We start from the raw sequence: 21478 nt of genomic DNA, 5'->3' as shown, positions 1-21478 counted from the left end.
TCACTTCTTTGCGTGAATACATTGGGAGGAGTGCTGAAGATCAGATATAGTCGGAAAGCTCCGCTTCAATTTCCGTCAGTGTCTTGTTTTCAAGTATTGAAATTCTCATCGCGATCGGAGGATGTGTGCTCCACAAGGATGCGAAGAAGGAGGTCTTATTGTTTATCCTCCTCTTCAAAGGATCTGATATGAATAGATGAGCGGTCGCCACATTTGCTGTCTGGAGTTTCGCAGAACTCGTTGCGATCTTTCGGAGAGCTCTCGATAGTCCTGCGGGATTTCTAGTCAATTCGACGGCTCTCGCATCAGCAAAGTATTCTCTTGTTCTCGAGACAGCAAGCAACGAGAGTCTTCCAGTAAAGGAGAAGAGTGCGCCAAGCCCTGCAACTGCCGCAAGAAAAGCGATTATAGGCAGAGCAGAGTTGTCGTTCTTCTTTGAGGAGCGTTTTGACCTTGTAGCCGCTCCAATAGCGCCAAACCGCAGGTAAGTGATAAGTGCCCTAAAGGCAAGCAATTGAACAATCACAACCGCACCAAGAAGCGCAGAGATCAGCGTCATAAGGAGAACGTCCTTATTTACTATGTGACTAAGTTCGTGGCCGATTACGCCGGAGGTCTCCTCACGATCGAGATTCTTCAAAAGTCCGCTAGTTACGCAAACGACGGAATCCTCTTGTCTCCTTCCGGTAGCGAATGCATTGATAACCAAGTCATCATCAATCACAAATACATCCGGAGGTTTCCCCATTCCAGCTGCAATTGAGAGTTCATCTACGATGTTCTTGAGCTGTCGTTCCTCTGGATCGTTCATTTTGAGAGGGCGCGCTTTTACTGATTTCAAGACGATCTCTTTTCCTGAGGAGAGAGAAATAAGAATCTGTATTAGGGCAACGGAGAGGAAAACAAGAGTGAATATAGGTAGAATACCGAAGATCAAGTCTATTATCAGGCCGAATGCAACCATCATGGCAAGAAAGACCATCACGAGAATGATGGTCTTTCTGACATTCTTCCTGCCTTCTTCGTAGAAATCTACTGTAAAAGACATAGCTCTCAGAAGGAAAGATCTACTTTGGGAGCTTCTTTTTCGGCCTCTGTCACTTCAAAGAGAGGAAACGATTCAAATTTACCCCCAAAGAAGCCAACAATGGCGTTATTCGGGAAGATCTCGATCTTTGTATTGAACTTGGTAGCAGAATCATTGTAGAACTGTCTTGCGTAAGAGATCTTGTTCTCGGTACTGGTCAATTCTTCCATCAGCTGTGATACATTTGTGTTTGCTTTCAGATCAGGGTAATTCTCGACTACTGCAAGCAGTCTACCGAGCGCGCCGCCAAGTTCTTGTTCTGCCTTGATCTTGTCTCCCACACCTTGAGCTGAAACAGCTTTTGCTCTCGCTTGCATTACTTTTTCCAGAGTTTCCTGTTCAAATTTCATGTAACCTTTCACAGAGCTAACAAGGTTCGGGATTAGATCATGTCTTCTCTTGAGCTGAACATCGATCTGCGACCATGCATTTTCGACCCTCTTTTTTAGGGTGACTAAATTGTTATATACCCCGATGAGCCATAGAGCTAAGACAACAATAATTCCAATTACAACGAAAAGGATGACCATTCAATCACCTCCAACTTATGGTAATTATACAGTATTATCTTTGTCAATCATCGCTGCTAGTGATCCGGTGTTCTGCACAACTCTGTAACTATGTGTAACGGGTATCATATCTTCGGTCGTTTCTCCCGATAGAACAAGGTAGGTGTCAACTCCCGCTCTCAGTCCGCACTCAATATCTGTGTAGAGCCTATCTCCAACCATAACCGTCTCTTCAGGTGAGCAACCGAAGTCTTTCATGACCATATTGAGTATCGTTGGATCCGGCTTTCCGACTATTTGATCAGGTTTACGACCCGTAGATGTCTCGAAGAGGCTAATAAGACTTCCAACATCCGGTACAGGGCCTTCTTCGGTAGGGCAGTTAATATCGGGATGACTTGCAATGTATGGAACACCTCTTCTTATGAAGAGAGCGGCCTTCCTGATCTTTTCGTAAGTAATCTCTGTGTCGTATGTCAGAACGAGAACATCAGGATTACTTTCATCGAGGACTATCCCCTTATCTAAAAACATCTTCCGGACTGAATGCGTTGACAACAGATACACCTTCTTGCCAGGAAAGCAGTTCTTGAGGAGACTTACAGTAGCCTCCCCGGATGTGTAGACCTCGAATAGTCTCCTTTCGATGCCCATTTTCACCAATTTTCTGATATATTCTTCAGGAGTACGTGATGAATTGTTGGTTAGAAACACGAGTCTTGAATTGTGTCTGTAGATGGCCCTGGCGAAATCCAGACTGCCTGGTAAAAGATGCTCGCCCAGGTAGAACGTTCCATCCATATCTGAAACGAAGAGTCTTTTGTGTTTGAGCATCTCTTCCTCCATTTTTCCAGCTGTTTTCATATGCAGAGTATAATACAAAGGGTGAGATGAAATGAAAAGGAAATTCGAAAGAAAGTACTTCTTTATCATATTCATGATAGTCAGCGGATTTTTTATGTTCATTGCCTTAGGAAATGGCTTCTGGAGGGAATCAGCTCCCTACAAGATCGATTCGGTTGAAATCAACGCCAGACTGAATGATCAGGGGGAGCTTCTCGTTGAAGAGCTTTCAGTTTACACGCTATCTCGCAACAACAGGACAGCGACTAAGAAACTCCATTTATCATATCCCTCGGTTCTCAACTCGTATTCTATTGAGGTTTCCCAGGGAACCGGTGTTGTCAGAGAGATATCGTCATCTCCCGGCGGCTTCGATGCGAGGATCTTTCTTGAACAAGAAGTCACCCAGTTTCTGATGACAACTGAATACAGTTTATCCGGTGTTGTCGAGATAGGAACGGATATCGCCGTGTTGAGCTATAGATTCTGGGAACCAAACTCAGATGCCATGACCAGAGACATCTCTCTTTCCATAGAGTTACCCGAGGCCATAATCTCTAGGATAACAAAGGACGATATCTCTGTCAGGCCCTATAAAGAAGCCAGGGTGGAGATAGAAGGAAACTCCGTGAAGCTTCGAATGAAATCTGTTCTTTCAAATGCATCGGGCGAAATCAAGATCTCGTTTCCAAAAAACATTGCCAGTACTATGCCAAACGCGGTGAGTACAACCGTAAGCAAAAGTTCGATTCGCAAGGAACACGAGATAGCCATGTTCCAGCAGGCTTTTCTTTCGGGTTTGATCGGGTTTCAGATAGCAGTGCCTTTTTTCGTCTTATTCTTCACGTTTGTCCTTTTTGGAGTCGAGCCTCAGGTTAAGTCGGAAATTGGTTATAGAATCTACGATGTACCGGGCTATATTCTTAATGCAGTAATAAGGAATCCATTCCAGGAAGTGGATCACAACGGCTTCCTTGCAACGATTCTTGAGATGCACAACAGCGGAGAGATATTTATCGGTGAGAATTCTATATCCGTGAAGGCAACTCATAATGGAATCCCAACGCAGCAGCAATGGGCGCTTCAGGCCATCAAGTCTCTAAAGAGAAATGAAGACGGTTCAATAGAGATTCCTGATGCTGAAAACAACAGCGTTTCGCTCAACGAATTCAGGGAACATTATAGTCTTTGGCAGAAGAATGCGATGCGCAGCGTGAAGTCAGGAAGATTCTATGAGTACCTCGGTTCTACGGTCATGTCGGTTTTTTCGATCTTCTACTTAATCATCTGGTCCATGATACTGAAGTTTGTCTTTGGAAACTGGCAGATATACCTCTCCTTTCCAGATGAATCTCTCGTGCTGTCAATAGTTCTCTATGCAGACTGGTGCCTGGGATGGCTTCTTCTAGTTGTCCCGAAGAGGATTTTCGCAAGATGGACGCCTTCAGGGAGACTGTTCTATATGGAATGGAAGAAGTCAGAGAAGGATCTTCTTTCAAAGCCCTCGCTTAACAACGATGATTTGTCAAAGCTTGTAGCTATGGGGCATCTGCAGAATCTGATTGCCAACAGACAGAAGGTAAACGAACAACAGCTTTCAGTACTCCGCCAACTGCAGAAACTCGAACTGCTTCTTGATAAAGCGAAATCCTGATAACTTCTCCCGAATGAATACATGTCTCCCTAAATCGAGCAGTTGACAATTGTAGCAGAAATATTCTATAATTTACTTACTAATACCCCTAGGGGGTAAATGGAGGTGTGGATTTCATGAGCGCAAAGGTAGTTGTATATTCTACTCCCACATGTCCCTGGTGCAAGAGAGCAAAGGACTATTTCAGGGCAAACGGAATTGCTTTTAAAGACTATGATGTAAGCAAGGATAAAGCCAAAGCGGAAGAAATGGTCAAGAAGAGTGGGCAGATGGGTGTTCCGGTGATAACAATAGGAAGCCAGGTTATTGTAGGATTTGACAAGGGAAAGATAGACGGCCTTCTGGGTATCCATTAACTGAAGAAGCGATTTCACGGCGGGCATTAGCCCGCTTTGTTTTTTTGTCAACGGGGTGCTATTCTCTCAATATAGAGCAAAAAGCATATATGTACATTGCTGGAGGTGTTGAGTTGAAGAGGTACTTTGTTGCGCCTGGTAGGATTAATATCATTGGAGAGCATACTGATTACAACGAAGGGTTCGTAATGCCAGCCGCGATTGACAAATATGTTCTTCTGTCAATTGAGAAGAATGGTAACGGTCGGATTCACCTGAGCTCCATGGGAAGAAAACCGGTGTCATTCGAAGAAAGTGTTATTGAAAAGACAGGTGACTGGAGCGATTATCTAAAAGGAATAATCTGGATCTTGAAGAATAAGCTTGACGCCAAGTTCGGGGGAATGGATATTGATATTCGCTCCAGCCTTCCTGAAGGAGCAGGTCTCTCGAGCTCTGCCGCTTTAGAGGTTGCCTTGATAGTAGCACTGAACTCGGTTTTTGATCTAAAGCTCAGCGAAACTCAGTTGTACAATTATGCTCAGGAAGCAGAGAACGATTTTGTCGGAGTCAAGTGTGGAATTATGGATCAATTCACGGCGGTAATGGGACGTAGGAACAAGGCGATATTCCTTGATACTCTCAAGATGCAATATGAGTATGTCCCCCTGGAACTGGGCGACTATACGCTTCTTGTGTTCGATTCAAAGGTACATCATTCTCTTTCAAGAGGCGCGTATAATTCAAGAAGAGAGGAAGCACGAAAGGCTCTTGAGATTCTTGGCAGGAGTAGCTATCGCGAAGTTTCAATGGTTGATCTGTTTCCGAACAGAGGAAAAATGGGTGATCTCTATTATAGACGAGCTTTGCATGTTGTTTCAGAGAACATGAGGGTTCTGGAGTCAATGAAGATTCTATCAAACTCGAATTTTGAAAACCTTGGCAGGCTTCTCATACAATCTCATGAATCTCTGGCTCTTGACTATGAGGTTACTTGTGAAGAGACTGACTTCATTGTTGATACGCTTAGAGAGATGAAGGGCGTATCGGGTGCAAGAATGATTGGAGCCGGGTTCGGTGGATCGGTACTCGCCCTTTGTGAGAAAACCGAGGAGAATAAGATAGTTGAAGTGGTGAAAACGAGATACAAAGAGAAGTTTGCGATAGATATCGATTGTTACGAAGTAAGACCCTCGGATGGCGCAAGGGAAGTTGAAGCCTCTTTCCCTTTGTGAGAAAGAAAGTCTGACTTAAATGGACTTATCCCAGTTCTGTTGCTTTGAACGGTTTTGCGAAGGAGGATGATATGAACATTAGACTAGGCGTTGTAGGAGCGGGAATCGCCTCAAGGGAACTTCATCTTCCCGCCTTAATGGAGCTGAAAGATCTATTCACAATTACTGCTGTAAACAGCAGAACAAGAAAGAAGGCTGAGGAGTTCGCCGATCTCGTTGGAGGTAAAATCAAAGTCTTCGATTCTTATGAAGAGATTCTTTATTCCGATGATGTCGATGCGATTGTCCTTGCAGTGCCAATTGCCCTCAATCCCGAAATGATCGTAGCTGCGAGAACGGCGGAGAAACCAGTTATTTGTGAGAAACCTATTGCCGCGTCGGTGAAAGAAGGACTTTCTCTGTTGAATCTTCCGGGGAATTCACCTGTCTACATCGCAGAGAATTACAGACACATAGAAGTTTACACTAAGGCTTCCGAATTTGTGAGGGAAGGAAGGATCGGCAAACCAATCATATTCAGTTGGCTCAAATGGGTAGATTTCGGACTGGATAACAAGTATGTTCAGACTAAGTGGAGGCAAGCCCCGAAACATGTGGGGGGATTCATTTCTGACGGTGGCGTTCATGACATTGCGGCCTTGCGAAAAATCCTTGGGAATGTGAGAGAAGTTAGCGGATTTTCAGAGAAGAATCTCGATTATCTTGGTGCGGAGAACTCAGTGGTCTTCAATATGACACTGGGAGACGGAGTGATTGGGAACTACTCGGTTGTATATGGTGCTCCAGCCACTCTTAACAGACTCGAGATCGTTGGAACAGAAGGCCTGTTGCGTGTTGACAAGGATGAAGCGACAATCGAAATCGAGGCTCACGGTCGAGAGAAATTCTACGCAAATAACAGTGATGGATTCGTTGAGGAATTTGCTGATTTCTACAGAGTCATTAAAGGTCAGAAGAATTCTCTCGGCTCTATTCGGGAGGCAATCCTTGATCTGGCGACCGTTGAGGCCGGATTGATTTCTGCAAATGAGAAACGAGTAGTGATTGTGGACTCATTGATAGTGGAGAGTTGATGGGAAGATGACTGGCTTCAATACTAGAGCTATTCATAGTGGCGAAGAGCAAAAAGTTTGCGACGCCGTAACAACTCCAATTTTCCAGACTTCGAACTTCCTGGCAAATGACGACAAGTATCTCAGCGAAACCTCAGAGACCTTATATACAAGGGTCGGAAATCCGTCGATAGGAGTTTTAGAAAGGAAGCTGTCCGATCTTTTCGGAGGAAAAGGCGGAGTGTTCTTTTCATCGGGAATGGGCGCTATCACTACGGTATTTCTCACTTTTCTCAAGTCAGGGATGAACTTGGTGATTTCGAAAAACGTTTACGGAGGGACTCAGAGTCTTATCGCGGAACTACCCGGCATGGGAGTAGAGGTCAGGAGATTTGACCAGTCAAAGTTAGAAGACCTTGAGAATCTTGTCGACTACAATACCGCTATCGTGTATGTTGAGTCAATGGCAAATCCGAACCTGGTCTTATCGGAAATCGAAAACATATCAAAGATAACAAAGAAGAGCGGAGCGCTTTTGATAGTCGACAATACATTTCTGTCTCCCTACAATTTTAGGCCGCTTGAACATGGTGCCGACGTAGATATCCAGAGTCTGTCTAAGTATGTGAATGGCCATTCCGATGTCATTGCGGGCTTTGCCGCCTTCAGCGAAGGCGATTCTGAGAAGCTTGTTAGACAGAAAATGATTAGGTTGGGCACGAATGGAGCTCCATTTGATGCTTTTCTGGTCAGTCGTGGAGTGAAGACTCTTGGTCCCAGAATGGAACTGCATAATAAGAACGGGGAAGAAGTAGCGGTTTTTCTCTCGAAAAGTCCAAAAGTGCGTAGAGTCTCTTATCCTTCTTTGATGAACACTAAACCTAGCTGCTTTGCAGATTGCAAAGGCTTTGGGGGAGTCGTGTATCTTGAGCTGGAGAATCTGGAAAAAGCGAAAAGATTCATAAGAAGCAGCAAGCTCTTTCTAGAAGCAACAAGTCTGGCCGGAGTCGAATCACTTGTCACGATACCTGTTCTCACCAGTCACTCTTCATTTACAGATGAACAGCTTAGTGAAGTGGGTCTATCCAAAGGAGGGGTAAGGCTTTCGGTGGGGATCGAGGATGTTGAAGATCTTCTGGAAGATCTAGGTGCAGCTCTTGAAGCAATCTAGGAGCAACCAAGAAAATGAATGATTCTGTTCTTTGTACCTGCCCCGAGAAAGAAAGGAACCCGGCGTCTGAAAGAGCAAGAAAAACCGACAACCAGAATTGGAGTCATAAACGTCTTTCCTCTCAGCATCAGTAATGAAACCGCGATTCAACTTGTTTTCTTGTTGGCCTATAATAGACAACAAGGTTGTGAGGTGATTTGAAGTGTTGAAGATAAGAATCGCGGGAATAGAGGAGCTGTTCCTTAGCAGCGCGAGAGAGTTCAAGATAGAGAGAGAAAACCTTGTCCTTATCTATGGCTTTTCAAACCTTCCAGACTCATCGGGAGTTTTGCTCAGAGTCTCAATTCGCAACGAAGATCCCTCTCCTAAGAAAGTTGGCAAGATCGATCTAATCGAAATCCAGGATGTTAGTGAGCCCGTTTACTACAACAACTGGCAGTCATGGTTCCCATTCAAGGCTTACTGGGAGCGACCATTAGTGGATTCGTTTGTTCAGTACGCAGATTCTCAAGGAATAAGTCTCTTTGCCGCCTCCCCAATACCTGAGCTCCTTAGGAAAGGGCAAAGACCTAGTGATTACTTCATTGCCACCGACGAGCTCCTTGTAGGTTTTGTCTCGAATCAATTCACTCACCAGTATTTCCTATGGGACGATGAGACCTTGAGCATCATTGGTTCAGTGGATCTCTTCGGTACTGAACTTGCATCGGGCGAGTCAATAGAACTCGAAGAGATGGTTATTCTTGGTAATAAAAGCCTCTGGACTATGCTTGAAAAGTATGCTGATCTCATAAAGCAGAGTAATGAGGTTGAGTTTAATGAGTTTGAAGGGATAGGTTGGTGTAGTTGGTACCACTACTTCACCGACATAACTTTCGATGAGTTGTCGAAGAATGTGAAGCTTCTTGCCGAAATTCGAGATCGCGAGAAAATCGATTACAGACTGGTTCAGCTTGACGATGGTTACGAAAAGGAAATAGGCGACTGGCTGACGACCAACTCCAAATTTCCGGACTTGAAAGAAATCGCTTCTGAAATTAGGGGAAAAGGCTTCAAAGCGGGACTGTGGATAGCCCCATTTTCTGCTTCCGAATCCTCAAGGCTGTTCAACGAGCACAAAGAATGGTTTGTAAAGAACAGTGATGGCAATCCCAGAGTAGCATACAGAAATTGGAATAAGCAGATTTTCGCTCTTGACACGACTAATCCAGAAGTTCTACTTCACCTCGAAAGGCTTATAAAGACAATAAGGAGTTATGGCTTTGACTATTTGAAAATAGATTTTCTCTTCGCTGGTGCGATTCCTGGAGGGCGCTTCAACGAATTCTTAACACCGGTTGAGGCGTATAGAAGTGGAATGCAGACAATTAGAGCTGCTGCCGGAGATGATTGCTTCATTCTTGGCTGTGGAGCTCCTCTGCTTCCCTCAGTAGGTTATGTTGATGGTATGAGAATCGGGTCCGATACTGCGCCCGAGTGGAATGGGGAAACGATGGATATAGGAGTTCCGAGCGCAAGGTACAGCTTGAGAAATGCCTACACAAGGTCCTTCATGCACCGCAGGCTGTGGCTGAATGATCCCGATACGATTGTTTTGAGGAACTGCGGACTTACCGAAGAAGAGAAGCGAGTATTTGCATTATCTGTGGGTTTACTTGATGGAATGATGCTTACCAGTGATGACATGTCTCAGGTTGGCCGCGACGGGATTTCTTTGCTCATGGAAGCGATGCAGCTTAGGGGAGGAGAACCCAGGGTCTTCCTTGACGGCATGAACGGAGTCTTCGCAACCTGTACGAGAAATGCACCCGTCTATGACGTCACCTCTTTCGTGAATCTTACCGATACACCTCGGCACTCAATTAAGCTCAAGAAGATGTATCAGGATTGGTCAGGCGTAATTCCTTCCGTTATGGAAGTTGAACTACCTCCCCGAAGCATATGGATAGAAAAGCGAGAAGCACGAGAAGGTTTAGAATGAGCCGCCTGAATCAACTACCGACAATAACCTCGGTTATGGTTGAATAGTTGACGGGACTTTAGAACTCGATATCAAGAGTTGTCGGCAGAAGCCAGTTCACCGCTCTCGTTCCTAACAAGAATCCAAACTGTTATAGCAGGGATCTCTACTGTGTGCTGATCAATTACCAGTATTCTTCCGGAAAGATACTCAAAGAATTCGCCACTTGTCGAAGGACTGAAGGAGACGCTTTCTCGTGATGGATTAACTACAACAATTACTTCATCCTGATCGTTCCATCTTCTGTAAGAGAGAACGGGGCCACTGGTTGTCATGACTTCATATTCTCCGGTACGAAGAGATTCGTGAGACTCTCTAAGCTCTGTTAGCTTCTTGTAGAATTCGTAGATTTCCCAGTTCCATCTCTCTTCGTCCCAGATCATGGGAGCTCTGTTCTCCGGATCCTTTCCCCCCTTCATTCCGATTTCGTCTCCGTAGTAAATTACAGGGCTGCCGATGAAAGTCATCTGAATTGCCACTGCTATCTTCAGAAGATCAACCTGATTGAAGGCAAGGGTAAGAATTCTCTCGGTGTCATGGCTGTCGAGAATGTTCCAGAGAGAATGCAGAGTCTGAGGCGGATAAGCGTTGAGATACAGATTAGTCATAGCTGCGAACTTTGCAGCAGAGTTTCCCGCTCTGAAAACATACTCCACAACCGCATCCTTAAAGGGGTAGTTCATAACCGAATCAAAAGACTTGCCTCTAAGCAGTGCTCTGGCGTCTCCCCAAAATTCCGCGACAAGCAATTTTTCTTTGTCTAACCCCTTCACAAGTGGTCTGAAGAAATCACTCCAGAATAGAGGGTCAACTTCCGTTGCAACATCGAGACGCCAGCCACCGATTCCTTCAAGATCGTACTTGCGTACAAGTTGTTCCACGTAAGCCTGCCAGCCTTCGTTGAGGCTGTTTATCTTAGGCATATATGCGTAGCCGTTCCATCCCACATATGTCATTGCCCTATCCTGGATCTTCCTTATTGGAAAGCGTTTGACAAAATACCAGTCCTTGTAGGGGGAAGTCTCCTCTCTTTCACGGAGATCTTTGAAGGCGAAGAAGTCGTAGCCGGTATGATTGAAGACTCCATCCAGAATCAATTTGATGCCAGAATCTTCTGCCAGTGAAATGAGCTCCTCGAAAACATAGTCGTCGCCGAAATTGTCATCGATCTTCAGGTAGTCTTCAGTATCGTACTTGTGACTCGAAGGGCTTTCAAAGATCGGGTTCAGGTATATCGCATTTACTCCCAGCTCAAGAATGTGATCGAAACGATCGATGATCCCTTTGAGGTCTCCTCCGAAAAAGCCATCGCCGCCGAGGTTGGCGAAAACAGGATCAGAATTCCACGGCTGAACTCCAACAGGATCGTTTCTGGGATCTCCATTTGCGAATCTCTCAGGAAAAATCTGATAATAAACGGCTCCCTTTGACCATTCCGGAAGATCAAAATATGTTATGGGAAGCCTATCTTTCTCGAAAATGAATGGAAGACGTAACTCTTGGCACAGTCCGAGAGAATCGAGGACCACTGAGTTGTCTCCATCCTGTATCTCGAAGTAATACTCCAAGTTTTCAACTTTTATCCTGTCTGTACGATAAAAGCTATATTTGCCGAAGTCGCGTAGATACTCTAGATTGTAGCGATTCCCATCGACAATGAGGCTGAGCTGATAAGTAGTTCCAATAGGAAGTGAAACGGCAAAGTAGAATTCATTTTCGTTTACCGGGTTGAAGTAATCTCTGTCGCCAACACTGTGTCTGGCAAAGTCTTGCAGGTCTCCAAGGTTTTCTACTCTTAACACTGATAGTTCTGCTCCATCTTTGTACGACTTGTCAGGATTCCTTTGGTCAAGAAAAGTCGCATCTTCTGTGGAATAGTAGTAATGATAGAGACCTGGCTCAATATTAACTTCTGCTGACCACCAATTGTTATCGAGTCGAGACATATTCAGTTCCAGTGAACTCTCAATGATCACTACTGAGGGTGTTGAATCTGCAGTAGTAAGAAAGGATACTCCTCTGGCAATTGTCATTGCCAAGACGAAAACCGTAGTAACGACGCTCTTCATTTTCATCATTTCGACCCCTCCTTGATTTTCCTCTTCGACAGCGCGTTGGCCCCCCATACTCCGAAGAGAATAAGAGCTACTCCAAACATCTGAATTGGTCCGAATCTTTCTCCCCTGAAAATCACGCCTGCGAAAAGAGATACAACTGTTGAAAGGTAGACAAAGACGGTTGAGCGCGATGCTTCAAGCTTGGACAGCATGAAGTTGATCAAGAAGAATGCTCCGACCGACGATAATGTGCCGAGGTAAAGCGCAGCAATGGCGACACCAGGCTGAGCAATTCCGCCGATATAGAACAAAAACTCTCCTCTTGACAAAGACAATATAAGTGCGATTACGGTGAAAGAGATGAAGCCCATCGTCATCATATGATATGTGATCTCCCATGAACTAAACCTGACAGAGGCTTTTCGCGAGAGAATGTTATAGAAGGCTGCCGAGATTGTGCTGCCTATCAAAATGATCGGCCCCAGTGGACTGCTTCCTGAGGAAATCCCCTTTCCGGCGGTTATCAAAGTTATGCCAAATAGCGCAGTCACAACTGAGATTATCTGAGGAGCGGCAAGTCTCTCCTTAAGAAATATCCTGGCGAAAATCAGTACGAATATTGGAATTGTCGAAAGGAGTATTCCAGCTTCGGATGAAGTGGACAAAGAGACCCCAACATTTTCGAAGATGAAGTACATGACCGGTTGAACAAGGCTGAGAAGAAGAAGGTCTTTAAAAACTGCTCTGTAGGGTCTGATTCTGACGATACCAAACAATCTAAACAATGAAATAGTCAGAAAGGCAACAGAAAATCTGTACGAAAGAAAGTACATGGGATTTGTATATTCAAGTGCGTTCTTCGTAAATAGAAAGGAAAGACCAAAGATAACTGAAGAACCGATTCCTGCAAAATATGCCAAGAGCCTATCTCTTTCAATCTCTGCCATAAAGCACCTCAACCAATAATAGCACTGCGATGAAGTAACCGGCAACCTTAGGGCCTTGTCGCCTTTGCATAGTCTATAATAGTAGTGATCTCCTTTTCAAGAAGGCGGTGTTGTTTTGTTCAGAAGATATATTCTGTTTTTTGTTCTGCTGATTTCGGTCATCGTAAGTGGATATTCATTCAGAGATCTGGACTGGTTGAAGCATGAATCAGAGCACTTTGTTTATATATACCATAACGAAGTGGCCGGTTCGGTTTCCCAAATTGAAGAGATTGCAGAAAATACCTTCCTTGGCTTGAGTGAATTGTTCGGAAACCCTTTCAGAGACAAGATCTCCATATTGATCGGAGGCTATGAGGATCGGTCAAACGGTCTGGCAAATCCAGTCATGGAATCAATCTACATAATGACGATCGGTCTCGACTATCCCTACAGAAATGACGGCTTCTGGTTGGAAGAAGTGATCGCTCACGAACTTAGTCATCTTTTTCAGATGACCGCAACAACTCAAGTTGGAAACTTTCTGAGAAACTATTTCTCAAGACTTTACCTTCCTAACGCCCTTCAGCCCATGTGGTTCACCGAAGGCTTTGCGCAGTTAGGGAGCGAACTTATTGGAGACCTTTATGAGTACGATTACAGACGCTTGCCTTTTCTTTGGGATCAACTTGACAGAGAGGACCCCTTTCTCGAGGAGACCGTAGTATCCGGTCACAGCGGCATCGGGGGAGAGGCCTATTACAATTACGGCTATGCGTTCCTGACATTTCTATATGAGACCTATGGCTTTGAAAGCATTCAGGAATTGGTCAGGATAAAGTCGGGGATTCTTGGATTTGCCGGAATTGATTTTTCTTTTGAGAGAGTATATGGTAAAAGCTATCAGGAGCTAAAGGCGGAGTTTATCGATTTTGAATCGGAAAAGTGGAAAGGAGTAGAGACTCCATCTATCCACAGACTCTCTTCGGATATCGGGGAATTTGTCAGTCACTACAGATCAAAGACCTACGCGAATAGACTGTATTATATTGGGTTTGATAGAGAGCAAAGATACTACACGCTATATAGGGAAGACACCGAAATTCTCAGAACCAGCATGGAGATCATTGATTTCGCTGTTTTTGAGAATGAAATTGCATTGTTGCTTTTTGAGAAGGAAGTCTCCGAAACAAGGCTTTACTTCTTCAGGGAAGGAAGGCTTGAGCGAACGAAGTACTCCCACCTTGTCGGAATCGATTTCGCCGGAAAAGATCGTCTAGCAATTCTGAGGAATAGTTTGGGGACTATGTCTGTGGAAATCCTCTCACTTCGAAATGAAAGGGTGACGACGATATTCGCGGCAATAGACCCGGAAATGCAGATCACTAGCGTCAGAGCATCTCAAGATGGTGCGCTCGTAGCGTTCAGAGTCAATATGCGCGGAAACAAGTATATTGCATTCTACTCATCGGGTTTCGATGCCCCTTTAATGTACAAAATCGATAAGGACTTCTCACTTGGAAGCTGGACTTCAGGCGGATTTCTTATTTCGGTGGAGAACGGATTTGGCAGCAGTGTTTATCTTGTCACATCTGAAGGCGAGATGACAAGTCTTGCCACCTTTCCCAGGTACGTCAGAGATCCTGCCAGAACAAGAGAAGGAATTGTGGCTGTCGGTCAGGTCAAGGGAAACAAGTTGTTGTACTCAGTTGAATCAAAGACCACTGAGTTCAAGCTCAAGGAAACGAGTGTTGAGATGCGAGTTCCTGAGCCATTAGAAGGCGAGAAATACGAAGGTTTCACAAGTTGGAGATTTGTGTCTCCCATTCCTTACAAGGGTCTGTCTTTGCTTTTTTCCGATCTTACATTTCACAACCATCTGATTGCCGGTGGATCTTTCGACTTTGGGACAATGCTTCCGAGCCTCCACCTCGAACTGTGTAGTATTGACTACACGCCCGTTGATTTCACCCTTTCGTTCGAGTTTTCGGATCTCAATGTCGAAGCTTCTTTGGAGGCTTATCGTCAGTATGTCATTAATCCCAAACTTGCTTTCGGCTGGAAGGCCGAGCTCAATTATCCCCTGCAAGTCTCGGGATCAATTAACGTTGTTCTTCAGGATTCATCTGTGCTTTACGGGGGTCAGGCATCACTGAAGACGAATATTGCCGTTAGGGATACGCAGACGGCAACTTCAAATCTTGTGGACGTGGGGATAAGAGTCGATTTTGACTGGAAGAAAAACGGATTTGCATTAGATTCAGCTATCTTTTCTAGGGTGACTTTCGGAGAAGATCCATCTCTAGTACCGGTTGAGCTATGGGATTTCAGGGACGATTCCAACATAGTCGTTGGCCTTTCAATCTCGTCTGACTACACTATTTCGAGGAGAGGGTTCAATCTTATTAATCTTGTTCACCTTTCTGAGGAAGGAATTGGAGCGAAGATCGATACGTTGATAGGAAGGAGCTTTTCCTGGAGACTGGCTATATATAAGTTTGAGACGGTCTACCTTTACGCAGCTTACCCAATGAAAATAAAAGCAGGAATCATGCTTGAAAGCATGAGACTCCTGCCCTACATAGATTTCGCACTACTTTACTAGAACTTCACAACCCTCAGGAGAATCCTGCACGCTCACAGTGTACAGCCTTTCTCCGTTGTGAACTTCGAATGTCAATGATCTCTCTCTGCATTTGAAGCTACCTGTTTTGGGTAGAACTTCAATTCTAATTCCATCTGTACAACTGCGCACAACTATTTTCTTCAAAGAATATTCGCCGGTTTCGTGAGCGTTGCTAATTCCGTCGTCTTCATACAGTTCAAACTCCGCATAATTCTTAACAAAACCTATGATTCGAAGATCTCCCCAGGATCCGCTCTCAACAAATTGAGAGCTGCAGGTAGTAACGACCAAGGAGTCCTCCTTCAAGAAATAGGGAATGGTATCTAAAGGAGCCTCTGTCCAGACATGGCCTGAAGCGAATGCTCTCTTCGTGTTAAGATCTAGCCATTCTCCTTCTGGAAGATAAACGTGCCTACCCTTTGAATTCCTCTGGTAAATGGGAGCAACCATGATAGACGGACCTATCATGAACTGATCGTCGGCGTTATAAGTTTCCCTGTCTTTGGGCCAGACAATCGGGAGGGGTCTAATCATTGTCATTTTTCCGTCGGCTGACTGCTTATGAATTGTGTAGAAATAGGGAAGCAATGAGTAACGAAGCTCTATTGCCTTCTTAATGAGCCTCTCCACCTCGCTGTCGAAGGCCCAAGGTTCCTGTCTCCTCGTTCCAATGGCACTGTGATTCCTGAAGAAGGGAAGAAAGGCCCCCAGTTGAGTCCATCGTACAAGCAGCTCTCCGCTACAATCGCCGCCAAAGCCGCCCACATCGCAACCAACAAAGCTTACTCCTGCAAGCGAAATGGATTGGATTAGCCTGATTTCGCTTAGCAGCTGTTCCCAACTACTCTCGTTATCGCCCGTCCAAAGGATCGCGTATCTTTGAATGCCGGGATATGACGATCTAGTGATAATGAAGGGTCTTGAATCGGGCCTGCTTTTCCTTATTCCCTCGAATGCTGCTCGAGCCATATTGAACCCATAGATGTTTCGTACCTTTCTATGCAAGTGAGCGATCCCATTATCATCAGTCTGAACAAAATCCTTCCCGTAGTCGTAGTACTTCTTCTTTGAGGCAATCCTCGCAAAAAGGAATTCCGTTTCAATTCCATTGTCATCTATTTCGGTTGCAAGCTGTTGTAGCTCTTTGAGCAATTCAGGTGTGTAGAAAATCGAGGGCTCATTCATGTCGTTCCAGAAGCCAGAGACTCCGTCCTTCAAGAGCCTGTCATAATGTTCTCCCCACCAATTTCTCGTAGCAGAGTTCAGGAAGTCCGGGAGTCTGGATTCTCCAGGCCAGACTGCAGGTCTAAAGGGGGTACCATCTTCCTTCTTGCAGAAGAAGTCACCCTTGAGGCCATCCTCATAGATGTCGTAGTTTTCAACTGCCTTAACACCCGGATCTACTATTGAAATGATCTTAATGCCCATATTAGATAGTCGTTCTATCATTGACGACGGATTGGGGAAGCTATTCTCATCCCAAGTGAATACCTTATAACTGTCCATGTAGTCAATATCCAGATGTATTGCGTCGCATGGTATCTTTTTGTTCCTGAGATTTTCCGCGATTTCAATAACGGATTTCTCATCTCCATACGACCATCTTGACTGATGATAACCCAAAGCCCAGGCGGGTAAGAACAAAGGGTTCCCGGTTAGTCTGAATAGGTCTCTTATAGTCTCATGTGGGCTCTCAAAGAACATGAAAAGACTAAAACCATCGCCTTCTATATCGATTTTCAGCCTGTCTCGCGTTTCGAAGCCTACGTCGAATCTGGAGTATCCCGGGTGATCTAGAAAGAAGCCGATCTGTCTCCTGGCTGAAGCTATATAGAATACTGGAAGCGTTGAGTAAAGCCTTTTCTTTGAGGGAGAATGATCAGGTTCATCGGTATTGTACATCTCATAAACTGCGCCCCTTTTGTTGAGAGGGCCGATCGATTGTCCGAGTCCAAGAACTGCCTGGTCGTCATGTAGTTCGATTTTAATACTGAATCCATCTGTCGTTTCTACAATCTCCATCTCGTTGAAGTCCTGCGATGAGGATCCTTCTAGCCCGTGCAGCCTCAACCCTTGGAAGAGATGATTTGCCACGTCGCTGTCCAGTTCTTCTGCAGGCGCGGTCAATACCGAATCAGTTTCGAACTTCGTCTTTCCCTCTCTTTCAACTTCCATTTTGATTACTGAATCGAAATAGCGAAAGAATCGTTTCCTCAAAGCAGCGCCTCCATTTATAAGAAATTTTGATCTCATTGTACAACAAAATGTTAGACTTTGTATGTAAAGCAGAAGCGAGGAGGTAGATTGATGACAGTCAGGAAAGCTATTGAGAAGATCAAGGGATTGGAAGCTGAGATGCTTTCGGAGATTACTGGAAAATTCTCGTTCTTTATCGAAGGAGGTGATCCACAGAGATTCACTGTCGAGATCTGCGATGGCAGGCTAGAGGTTTTTGAAGAAGAACGACCTTCGGATTGCTCAATACGCACAGATTTCGCGACCTTTGAAGGACTGATTGAAGGAGTTGTGAATCCTCTGACAGCTTTCATGACTGGAAGTTTAAGGGTATCGGGCGATCTGGCCTTTGCGATGAAGCTTAACAAACTGCTTGGAGGTGGATGAATGGCACATGAAGTACTGATATTGGCTTTTGAAGGGAAGAAATCTTGTTTTCTTCATGCTTTGCTGAATGCACTTGACATGTCGGAAAAGGGATTTGCCGTATCTGTCGTAATGGAGGGAGAATCTCCCCGTCTCATGAAAGAGATTACACATGAAAAGGATCCTGTTCATGAGATTTACATTGAAGCGAAGAAAAGGGGCCTTATAAAGGCCGTATGTTATGGTTGTTCGAAAATGATGGGCGTCCTTGACATAGTAGAGAAAGAGGGTCTCCCCCTGAATGGGGACATGAGGAACCACGTTCCGCTGGCACCATATGTGGAGCGTGGAGCCGAGATCATTACATTCTAGAGGAAATTCGAATTATTACTGCGGAGAGCTGACTAAAGGCAGATTTCTCTCAAAGAAGGGAGTTCGTGATGAGGAACAGTCTTAGACGATGGAAGAATGAAAAACTGGCGCAGAAACTCATAGAAGTCTTTGAAAGCAAATCCGTGAGGGTGATTTACCTCCCAGATATAGAAATGGTGGTCGAAGAAGTTCATAAGCTGATTCCCGATGGAGCTACCGTTAGTTCAGGCGGATCGGTGACGCTTCAGGAGTCTGGAGTAATGGATTTGTTGAGGTCGGGGAAATATGAATTTCTTGACAGAGACTCGGTTTCCGAAGATAGAGAGAAAAGGGAGATCATGATCAAGGCATTTGAGTCCGACTATTATCTATGTAGCGCGAATGCCATCACAGAGAATGGAGAGATTCTACTGCTGGATGGGAGCGGCAACAGGGCCGCTGCAGTAACGTTCGGCCCCGAGAAGGTGATTTTTGTCGCCGGAATTAATAAAGTCGTGAACGATCTGGATGCAGGCATCAAGAGGATCAAGTCGATAGCACCGATGAATGCAAAGAGGCTGAACTTGCATACTCCCTGCGTGACAACCGGATTTTGCTCCGACTGCAGCAGCGAAGAAAGAATATGTGAAACGTACTCGATAATAATCGATTCGAGAAGAAGACCATGGCGCTACACGATCGTTCTTGTAGGTGAAGAGCTTGGCCTGTAAGAAAACTCTCATGATAAGAGTCTTTGGGCGTGTGCAGGGCGTTGGTTTCAGGTACTTTGCCCTTCACACCGCCACGTCTCTTGGGGTGACGGGTTTTGTGAGGAACGAGCCCGATGGAAGTGTGGAGATCGTTTGTTCCGGATGTGATGAGGAAATCGATGCTTTCGTTGAAAGAATAGATAGGGGTCCATCCTATGCCAGCATTACAAAGACAGAAATTGAAGAGCTCCCATTCAAGCCGTTCAATAACTTCGAAATTAGGTACTGAGGTTTAGATTTGTCCCCATTCTGCTAGGAACCTCTTCACAAACTCCACAACGAAACTGTAGCGGTCCTCAGCCATTTTTCTTGCAGTTCCCGTCCAGAAAGTTTCCGGTCTTATCTTAAGTATCTTCTCGTGAAAATGATTGATAGAACTACGCGAATTGCCGCTATAAGAGTTGCACGGACCGAATTGGAGAGAGTGAAGAGGAGTTCCGACCTTTCCGGAATAGGCAACGACCCTTGCTATGGCCACTGCACCTATAGCGTCTAGTCTGTCCGCATCCTGGAGGATCTTTCCCGTCACACTGGTAGGTGTTAAACCGCCGGAGTATCTGTGCGATCTAATCGCCTGCGAGACTTCCGAGATAAACGAAAAGTTGAATTCCATGGTCGGTAGAAGTCCTAAAGCATATTCCGCGCCGGATTCTGCATGATCGATGCCGGTTAGAGCTTCTTGAGGCCGCTTAATGTCATGAAGGAGTGCGGCGATGACTGCCTTTTGAAGGTCACACCTCTCCCGAGAAGCAATTTCGCTCGCATTCTCCGTTACCCTGAAAGTGTGGGAAATATCATGAGCAGGGTCATCGTAGTCTTCAAAGGCTTCCCTAACGATGTGGAGGATTTCTCGCAAGTGTGGAATGCAGTCCATCAGCTCTGTAAGATTCATATTTCTCTCCTTGAGTAAAAAAGAAAAGTCTAGATGCATAATGTAAAATAAGTATACAAGATGATTTGTATGAATAGGTGAAAGGAGGCACGAATATTGAATATCCTCGTTACAAACGATGATGGAATCATGTCGCCCGGGATTATTTTGCTTGCCGAAACGCTTTCTGAAGAGCATGAAGTCCTTGTAGTTGCACCCGATGTCGAAAGAAGCGCGACTGGACACGCAATAACAATCAGAACTCCGCTGTGGGCCAAGGAAGTCAAAGTTGGTAATAAAAACATCGGCTATGCAATTAATGGTACTCCGGCTGATTGCGTAAAGCTCGGATTACTTGCGATTTCGGATAGGAAGATAGATCTTGTGATAAGCGGGGTGAACAAAGGGCAGAATATGGGAATAGATGTTCTTTATTCCGGAACAGTCTCAGGTGCTCTAGAGGGCGCAGTAACTGATACCCCATCGATTGCGGTCTCAAGCAGTGACTGGAGTAATCCCGAGTATGAAACCGCAGCCAGATTCATGGTCAATTTTCTCAAAATCTACGATGTCAGTAAGATGCCGGACTTCACGGCTCTAAATATAAATGTTCCTTCAGTCAAGTACGAGGAACTGAAGGGTTGGAAAGTGACCAGACAGAGCAGAAGAAGATACAAGGATTATTTTGAAAAGAGAAAGGACCCTTATGGGAACAACTACTACTGGATATTCGGAGAGGTAGTTGAAGATGAATGTTCTACTGATTGTGATTTCAACGCAGTTAAATCCAACTTCGTATCGATAACCCCTCTCCATGCCATTATGACCGATAAAGAGTATTTTGAGGAACTGAAGGAGATTTCGGAAGGGTGGTCGGAATGAAAGTGATTTATATAGGAAACCCCATACTTCGAAATGTTTCCGAGAGTGTCAAAGTTTTCGACGATGATCTCAGAGCGTTCGTGAAAGAGTTGAGCAAGACGATGTACGTTGAGGACGGCGTGGGCCTCGCAGCACCGCAAGTGGCTGTGTCCCGGAGGATTTTTGTTTACGACCCCGGAGACGGGTTGAGGGTAGTAATTAATCCAGAGATTATTTCCAAGAGTGATGAGACAGTAAGGATGGAAGAGGGTTGCCTCAGCATACCCGGAATTTACGCCGATATCATCAGGCCGTCTGCAGTTCGAATACATTATCAGGATGAATATGGCCGGCACCACGAAGAGGATTTGACGGACTATCCTGCGAGAATAGTGCAGCACGAGAGCGATCATCTTGAAGGAGTGCTATTCGTTGATTATCTTTCCTCATCAAAAAGAGCGGTGCTGAAACCAAAATTGAATCAGATAATTAAGGAAAGCATAAGATAA

20 protein-coding genes are annotated in these 21478 nt (G+C 45.0%); 13 read left to right on the top strand and 7 right to left on the bottom strand.

Features of this window, described 5'->3' with window-relative positions:
* Positions 1–40: 40 nt before the first annotated feature.
* Genes B3K91_RS04100 through B3K91_RS04090 form a run of 3 tightly spaced genes read right to left on the bottom strand, consistent with a single transcriptional unit; the run spans position 41 to position 2430 of the window.
* On the bottom strand, positions 41–1048 hold the full coding sequence (locus tag B3K91_RS04100) for a M48 family metallopeptidase (protein WP_292592438.1): 1008 nt from the start codon (positions 1046–1048) through the stop codon (positions 41–43).
* 5 nt (positions 1049–1053) lie between these two features.
* Positions 1054–1617: a LemA family protein gene (locus B3K91_RS04095; protein WP_214059851.1), complete on the bottom strand. Its 564-nt coding sequence runs from the start codon at positions 1615–1617 to the stop codon at positions 1054–1056.
* A gap of 24 nt (positions 1618–1641) precedes the next feature.
* Positions 1642–2430 (bottom strand): HAD-IIA family hydrolase, encoded by a 789-nt coding sequence (locus tag B3K91_RS04090; protein ID WP_099830908.1) that lies wholly within the window; start codon positions 2428–2430, stop codon positions 1642–1644.
* A 61-nt stretch (positions 2431–2491) separates the two neighbouring features.
* Between B3K91_RS04090 and B3K91_RS04085 the strand changes: the two genes are divergently transcribed.
* The 6 genes from B3K91_RS04085 to B3K91_RS04060 all read left to right on the top strand — a co-directional run bounded on the left by B3K91_RS04085 (position 2492) and on the right by B3K91_RS04060 (position 9867).
* On the top strand, positions 2492–4093 hold the full coding sequence (locus B3K91_RS04085; protein WP_214059849.1) for a DUF2207 family protein: 1602 nt from the start codon (positions 2492–2494) through the stop codon (positions 4091–4093).
* A gap of 116 nt (positions 4094–4209) precedes the next feature.
* A complete protein-coding gene (locus tag B3K91_RS04080; RefSeq protein WP_099830910.1) occupies positions 4210–4449 on the top strand; it encodes a glutaredoxin family protein in 240 nt (79 codons plus the stop codon).
* Positions 4450–4562: 113 nt separating this feature from the next.
* Positions 4563–5663, top strand: a complete 1101-nt coding sequence (gene galK, locus B3K91_RS04075) for a galactokinase (RefSeq protein ID WP_292592436.1) — start codon at positions 4563–4565, stop codon at positions 5661–5663.
* Between the two features lie 71 nt (positions 5664–5734).
* On the top strand, positions 5735–6736 hold the full coding sequence (locus tag B3K91_RS04070) for a Gfo/Idh/MocA family protein (RefSeq protein ID WP_292590129.1): 1002 nt from the start codon (positions 5735–5737) through the stop codon (positions 6734–6736).
* 7 nt (positions 6737–6743) lie between these two features.
* Positions 6744–7886 (top strand): trans-sulfuration enzyme family protein, encoded by a 1143-nt coding sequence (locus tag B3K91_RS04065; RefSeq protein WP_292590128.1) that lies wholly within the window; start codon positions 6744–6746, stop codon positions 7884–7886.
* A 202-nt stretch (positions 7887–8088) separates the two neighbouring features.
* Positions 8089–9867, top strand: a complete 1779-nt coding sequence (locus tag B3K91_RS04060) for a glycoside hydrolase family 36 protein (RefSeq protein WP_292590126.1) — start codon at positions 8089–8091, stop codon at positions 9865–9867.
* A 71-nt stretch (positions 9868–9938) separates the two neighbouring features.
* Here the strand turns inward: B3K91_RS04060 and B3K91_RS04055 are convergent, their stop codons facing one another.
* On the bottom strand, positions 9939–11984 hold the full coding sequence (locus tag B3K91_RS04055; protein ID WP_214079261.1) for a glycoside hydrolase family 13 protein: 2046 nt from the start codon (positions 11982–11984) through the stop codon (positions 9939–9941).
* Positions 11981–12910 (bottom strand): DMT family transporter, encoded by a 930-nt coding sequence (locus B3K91_RS04050; protein ID WP_292592434.1) that lies wholly within the window; start codon positions 12908–12910, stop codon positions 11981–11983. The genes B3K91_RS04055 and B3K91_RS04050 overlap by 4 nt, the downstream gene beginning before the upstream one ends.
* 115 nt (positions 12911–13025) lie before the next feature.
* Here B3K91_RS04050 and B3K91_RS04045 point away from each other — a divergent pair, with 115 nt between their 5' ends.
* Positions 13026–15494 (top strand): hypothetical protein, encoded by a 2469-nt coding sequence (locus tag B3K91_RS04045; RefSeq protein WP_292590123.1) that lies wholly within the window; start codon positions 13026–13028, stop codon positions 15492–15494.
* On the opposite strand, the gene B3K91_RS04040 is transcribed toward B3K91_RS04045, so the two are convergent.
* A complete protein-coding gene (locus B3K91_RS04040; protein WP_292592432.1) occupies positions 15483–17732 on the bottom strand; it encodes a TIM-barrel domain-containing protein in 2250 nt (749 codons plus the stop codon). The two genes, B3K91_RS04045 and B3K91_RS04040, sit on opposite strands and share 12 nt — an antisense overlap.
* A gap of 90 nt (positions 17733–17822) precedes the next feature.
* Here B3K91_RS04040 and B3K91_RS04035 point away from each other — a divergent pair, with 90 nt between their 5' ends.
* From B3K91_RS04035 to B3K91_RS04020, 4 genes are all read left to right on the top strand, one after another.
* Complete coding sequence (locus B3K91_RS04035) at positions 17823–18137, top strand: SCP2 sterol-binding domain-containing protein (RefSeq protein ID WP_099830919.1); 315 nt, start codon at positions 17823–17825, stop codon at positions 18135–18137.
* On the top strand, positions 18138–18488 hold the full coding sequence (locus tag B3K91_RS04030; RefSeq protein ID WP_099830920.1) for a hypothetical protein: 351 nt from the start codon (positions 18138–18140) through the stop codon (positions 18486–18488).
* Between the two features lie 68 nt (positions 18489–18556).
* Entirely contained in the window at positions 18557–19198 is a 642-nt protein-coding gene (locus tag B3K91_RS04025; RefSeq protein ID WP_099830921.1) for a lactate utilization protein, read from the top strand.
* Positions 19188–19466: an acylphosphatase gene (locus B3K91_RS04020; RefSeq protein ID WP_292590120.1), complete on the top strand. Its 279-nt coding sequence runs from the start codon at positions 19188–19190 to the stop codon at positions 19464–19466. The genes B3K91_RS04025 and B3K91_RS04020 overlap by 11 nt, the downstream gene beginning before the upstream one ends.
* A gap of 3 nt (positions 19467–19469) precedes the next feature.
* On the opposite strand, the gene B3K91_RS04015 is transcribed toward B3K91_RS04020, so the two are convergent.
* Complete coding sequence (locus B3K91_RS04015; protein WP_292590119.1) at positions 19470–20129, bottom strand: HD domain-containing protein; 660 nt, start codon at positions 20127–20129, stop codon at positions 19470–19472.
* Between the two features lie 96 nt (positions 20130–20225).
* Between B3K91_RS04015 and surE the strand changes: the two genes are divergently transcribed.
* Together surE and def are read left to right on the top strand one after the other, a co-directional pair.
* Positions 20226–20990 (top strand): 5'/3'-nucleotidase SurE, encoded by a 765-nt coding sequence (gene surE / locus B3K91_RS04010; RefSeq protein ID WP_099830924.1) that lies wholly within the window; start codon positions 20226–20228, stop codon positions 20988–20990.
* Positions 20987–21478: a peptide deformylase gene (def, locus tag B3K91_RS04005; RefSeq protein WP_292590118.1), complete on the top strand. Its 492-nt coding sequence runs from the start codon at positions 20987–20989 to the stop codon at positions 21476–21478. Before surE ends, def begins: the two co-directional genes overlap by 4 nt.

The organism is Mesotoga sp. UBA5847, assembly GCF_002432735.1.
GTDB lineage: Bacteria > Thermotogota > Thermotogae > Petrotogales > Kosmotogaceae > Mesotoga.
This window is presented reverse-complemented; position numbering and strand designations above follow the sequence as displayed.

Coding starts and splice junctions, on each gene's coding strand:
- B3K91_RS04100 (WP_292592438.1), bottom strand. CDS start 1,048: ATGTCTTTTACAGTAGATTTCTACGAAGAAGGCAGGAAGAATGTCAGA.
- B3K91_RS04095 (WP_214059851.1), bottom strand. CDS start 1,617: ATGGTCATCCTTTTCGTTGTAATTGGAATTATTGTTGTCTTAGCTCTA.
- B3K91_RS04090 (WP_099830908.1), bottom strand. CDS start 2,430: ATGCTCAAACACAAAAGACTCTTCGTTTCAGATATGGATGGAACGTTC.
- B3K91_RS04085 (WP_214059849.1), top strand. CDS start 2,492: ATGAAAAGGAAATTCGAAAGAAAGTACTTCTTTATCATATTCATGATA.
- B3K91_RS04080 (WP_099830910.1), top strand. CDS start 4,210: ATGAGCGCAAAGGTAGTTGTATATTCTACTCCCACATGTCCCTGGTGC.
- B3K91_RS04070 (WP_292590129.1), top strand. CDS start 5,735: ATGAACATTAGACTAGGCGTTGTAGGAGCGGGAATCGCCTCAAGGGAA.
- B3K91_RS04065 (WP_292590128.1), top strand. CDS start 6,744: ATGACTGGCTTCAATACTAGAGCTATTCATAGTGGCGAAGAGCAAAAA.
- B3K91_RS04055 (WP_214079261.1), bottom strand. CDS start 11,984: ATGATGAAAATGAAGAGCGTCGTTACTACGGTTTTCGTCTTGGCAATG.
- B3K91_RS04050 (WP_292592434.1), bottom strand. CDS start 12,910: ATGGCAGAGATTGAAAGAGATAGGCTCTTGGCATATTTTGCAGGAATC.
- B3K91_RS04035 (WP_099830919.1), top strand. CDS start 17,823: ATGACAGTCAGGAAAGCTATTGAGAAGATCAAGGGATTGGAAGCTGAG.
- B3K91_RS04030 (WP_099830920.1), top strand. CDS start 18,138: ATGGCACATGAAGTACTGATATTGGCTTTTGAAGGGAAGAAATCTTGT.
- B3K91_RS04025 (WP_099830921.1), top strand. CDS start 18,557: ATGAGGAACAGTCTTAGACGATGGAAGAATGAAAAACTGGCGCAGAAA.
- B3K91_RS04015 (WP_292590119.1), bottom strand. CDS start 20,129: ATGAATCTTACAGAGCTGATGGACTGCATTCCACACTTGCGAGAAATC.
- def (WP_292590118.1), top strand. CDS start 20,987: ATGAAAGTGATTTATATAGGAAACCCCATACTTCGAAATGTTTCCGAG.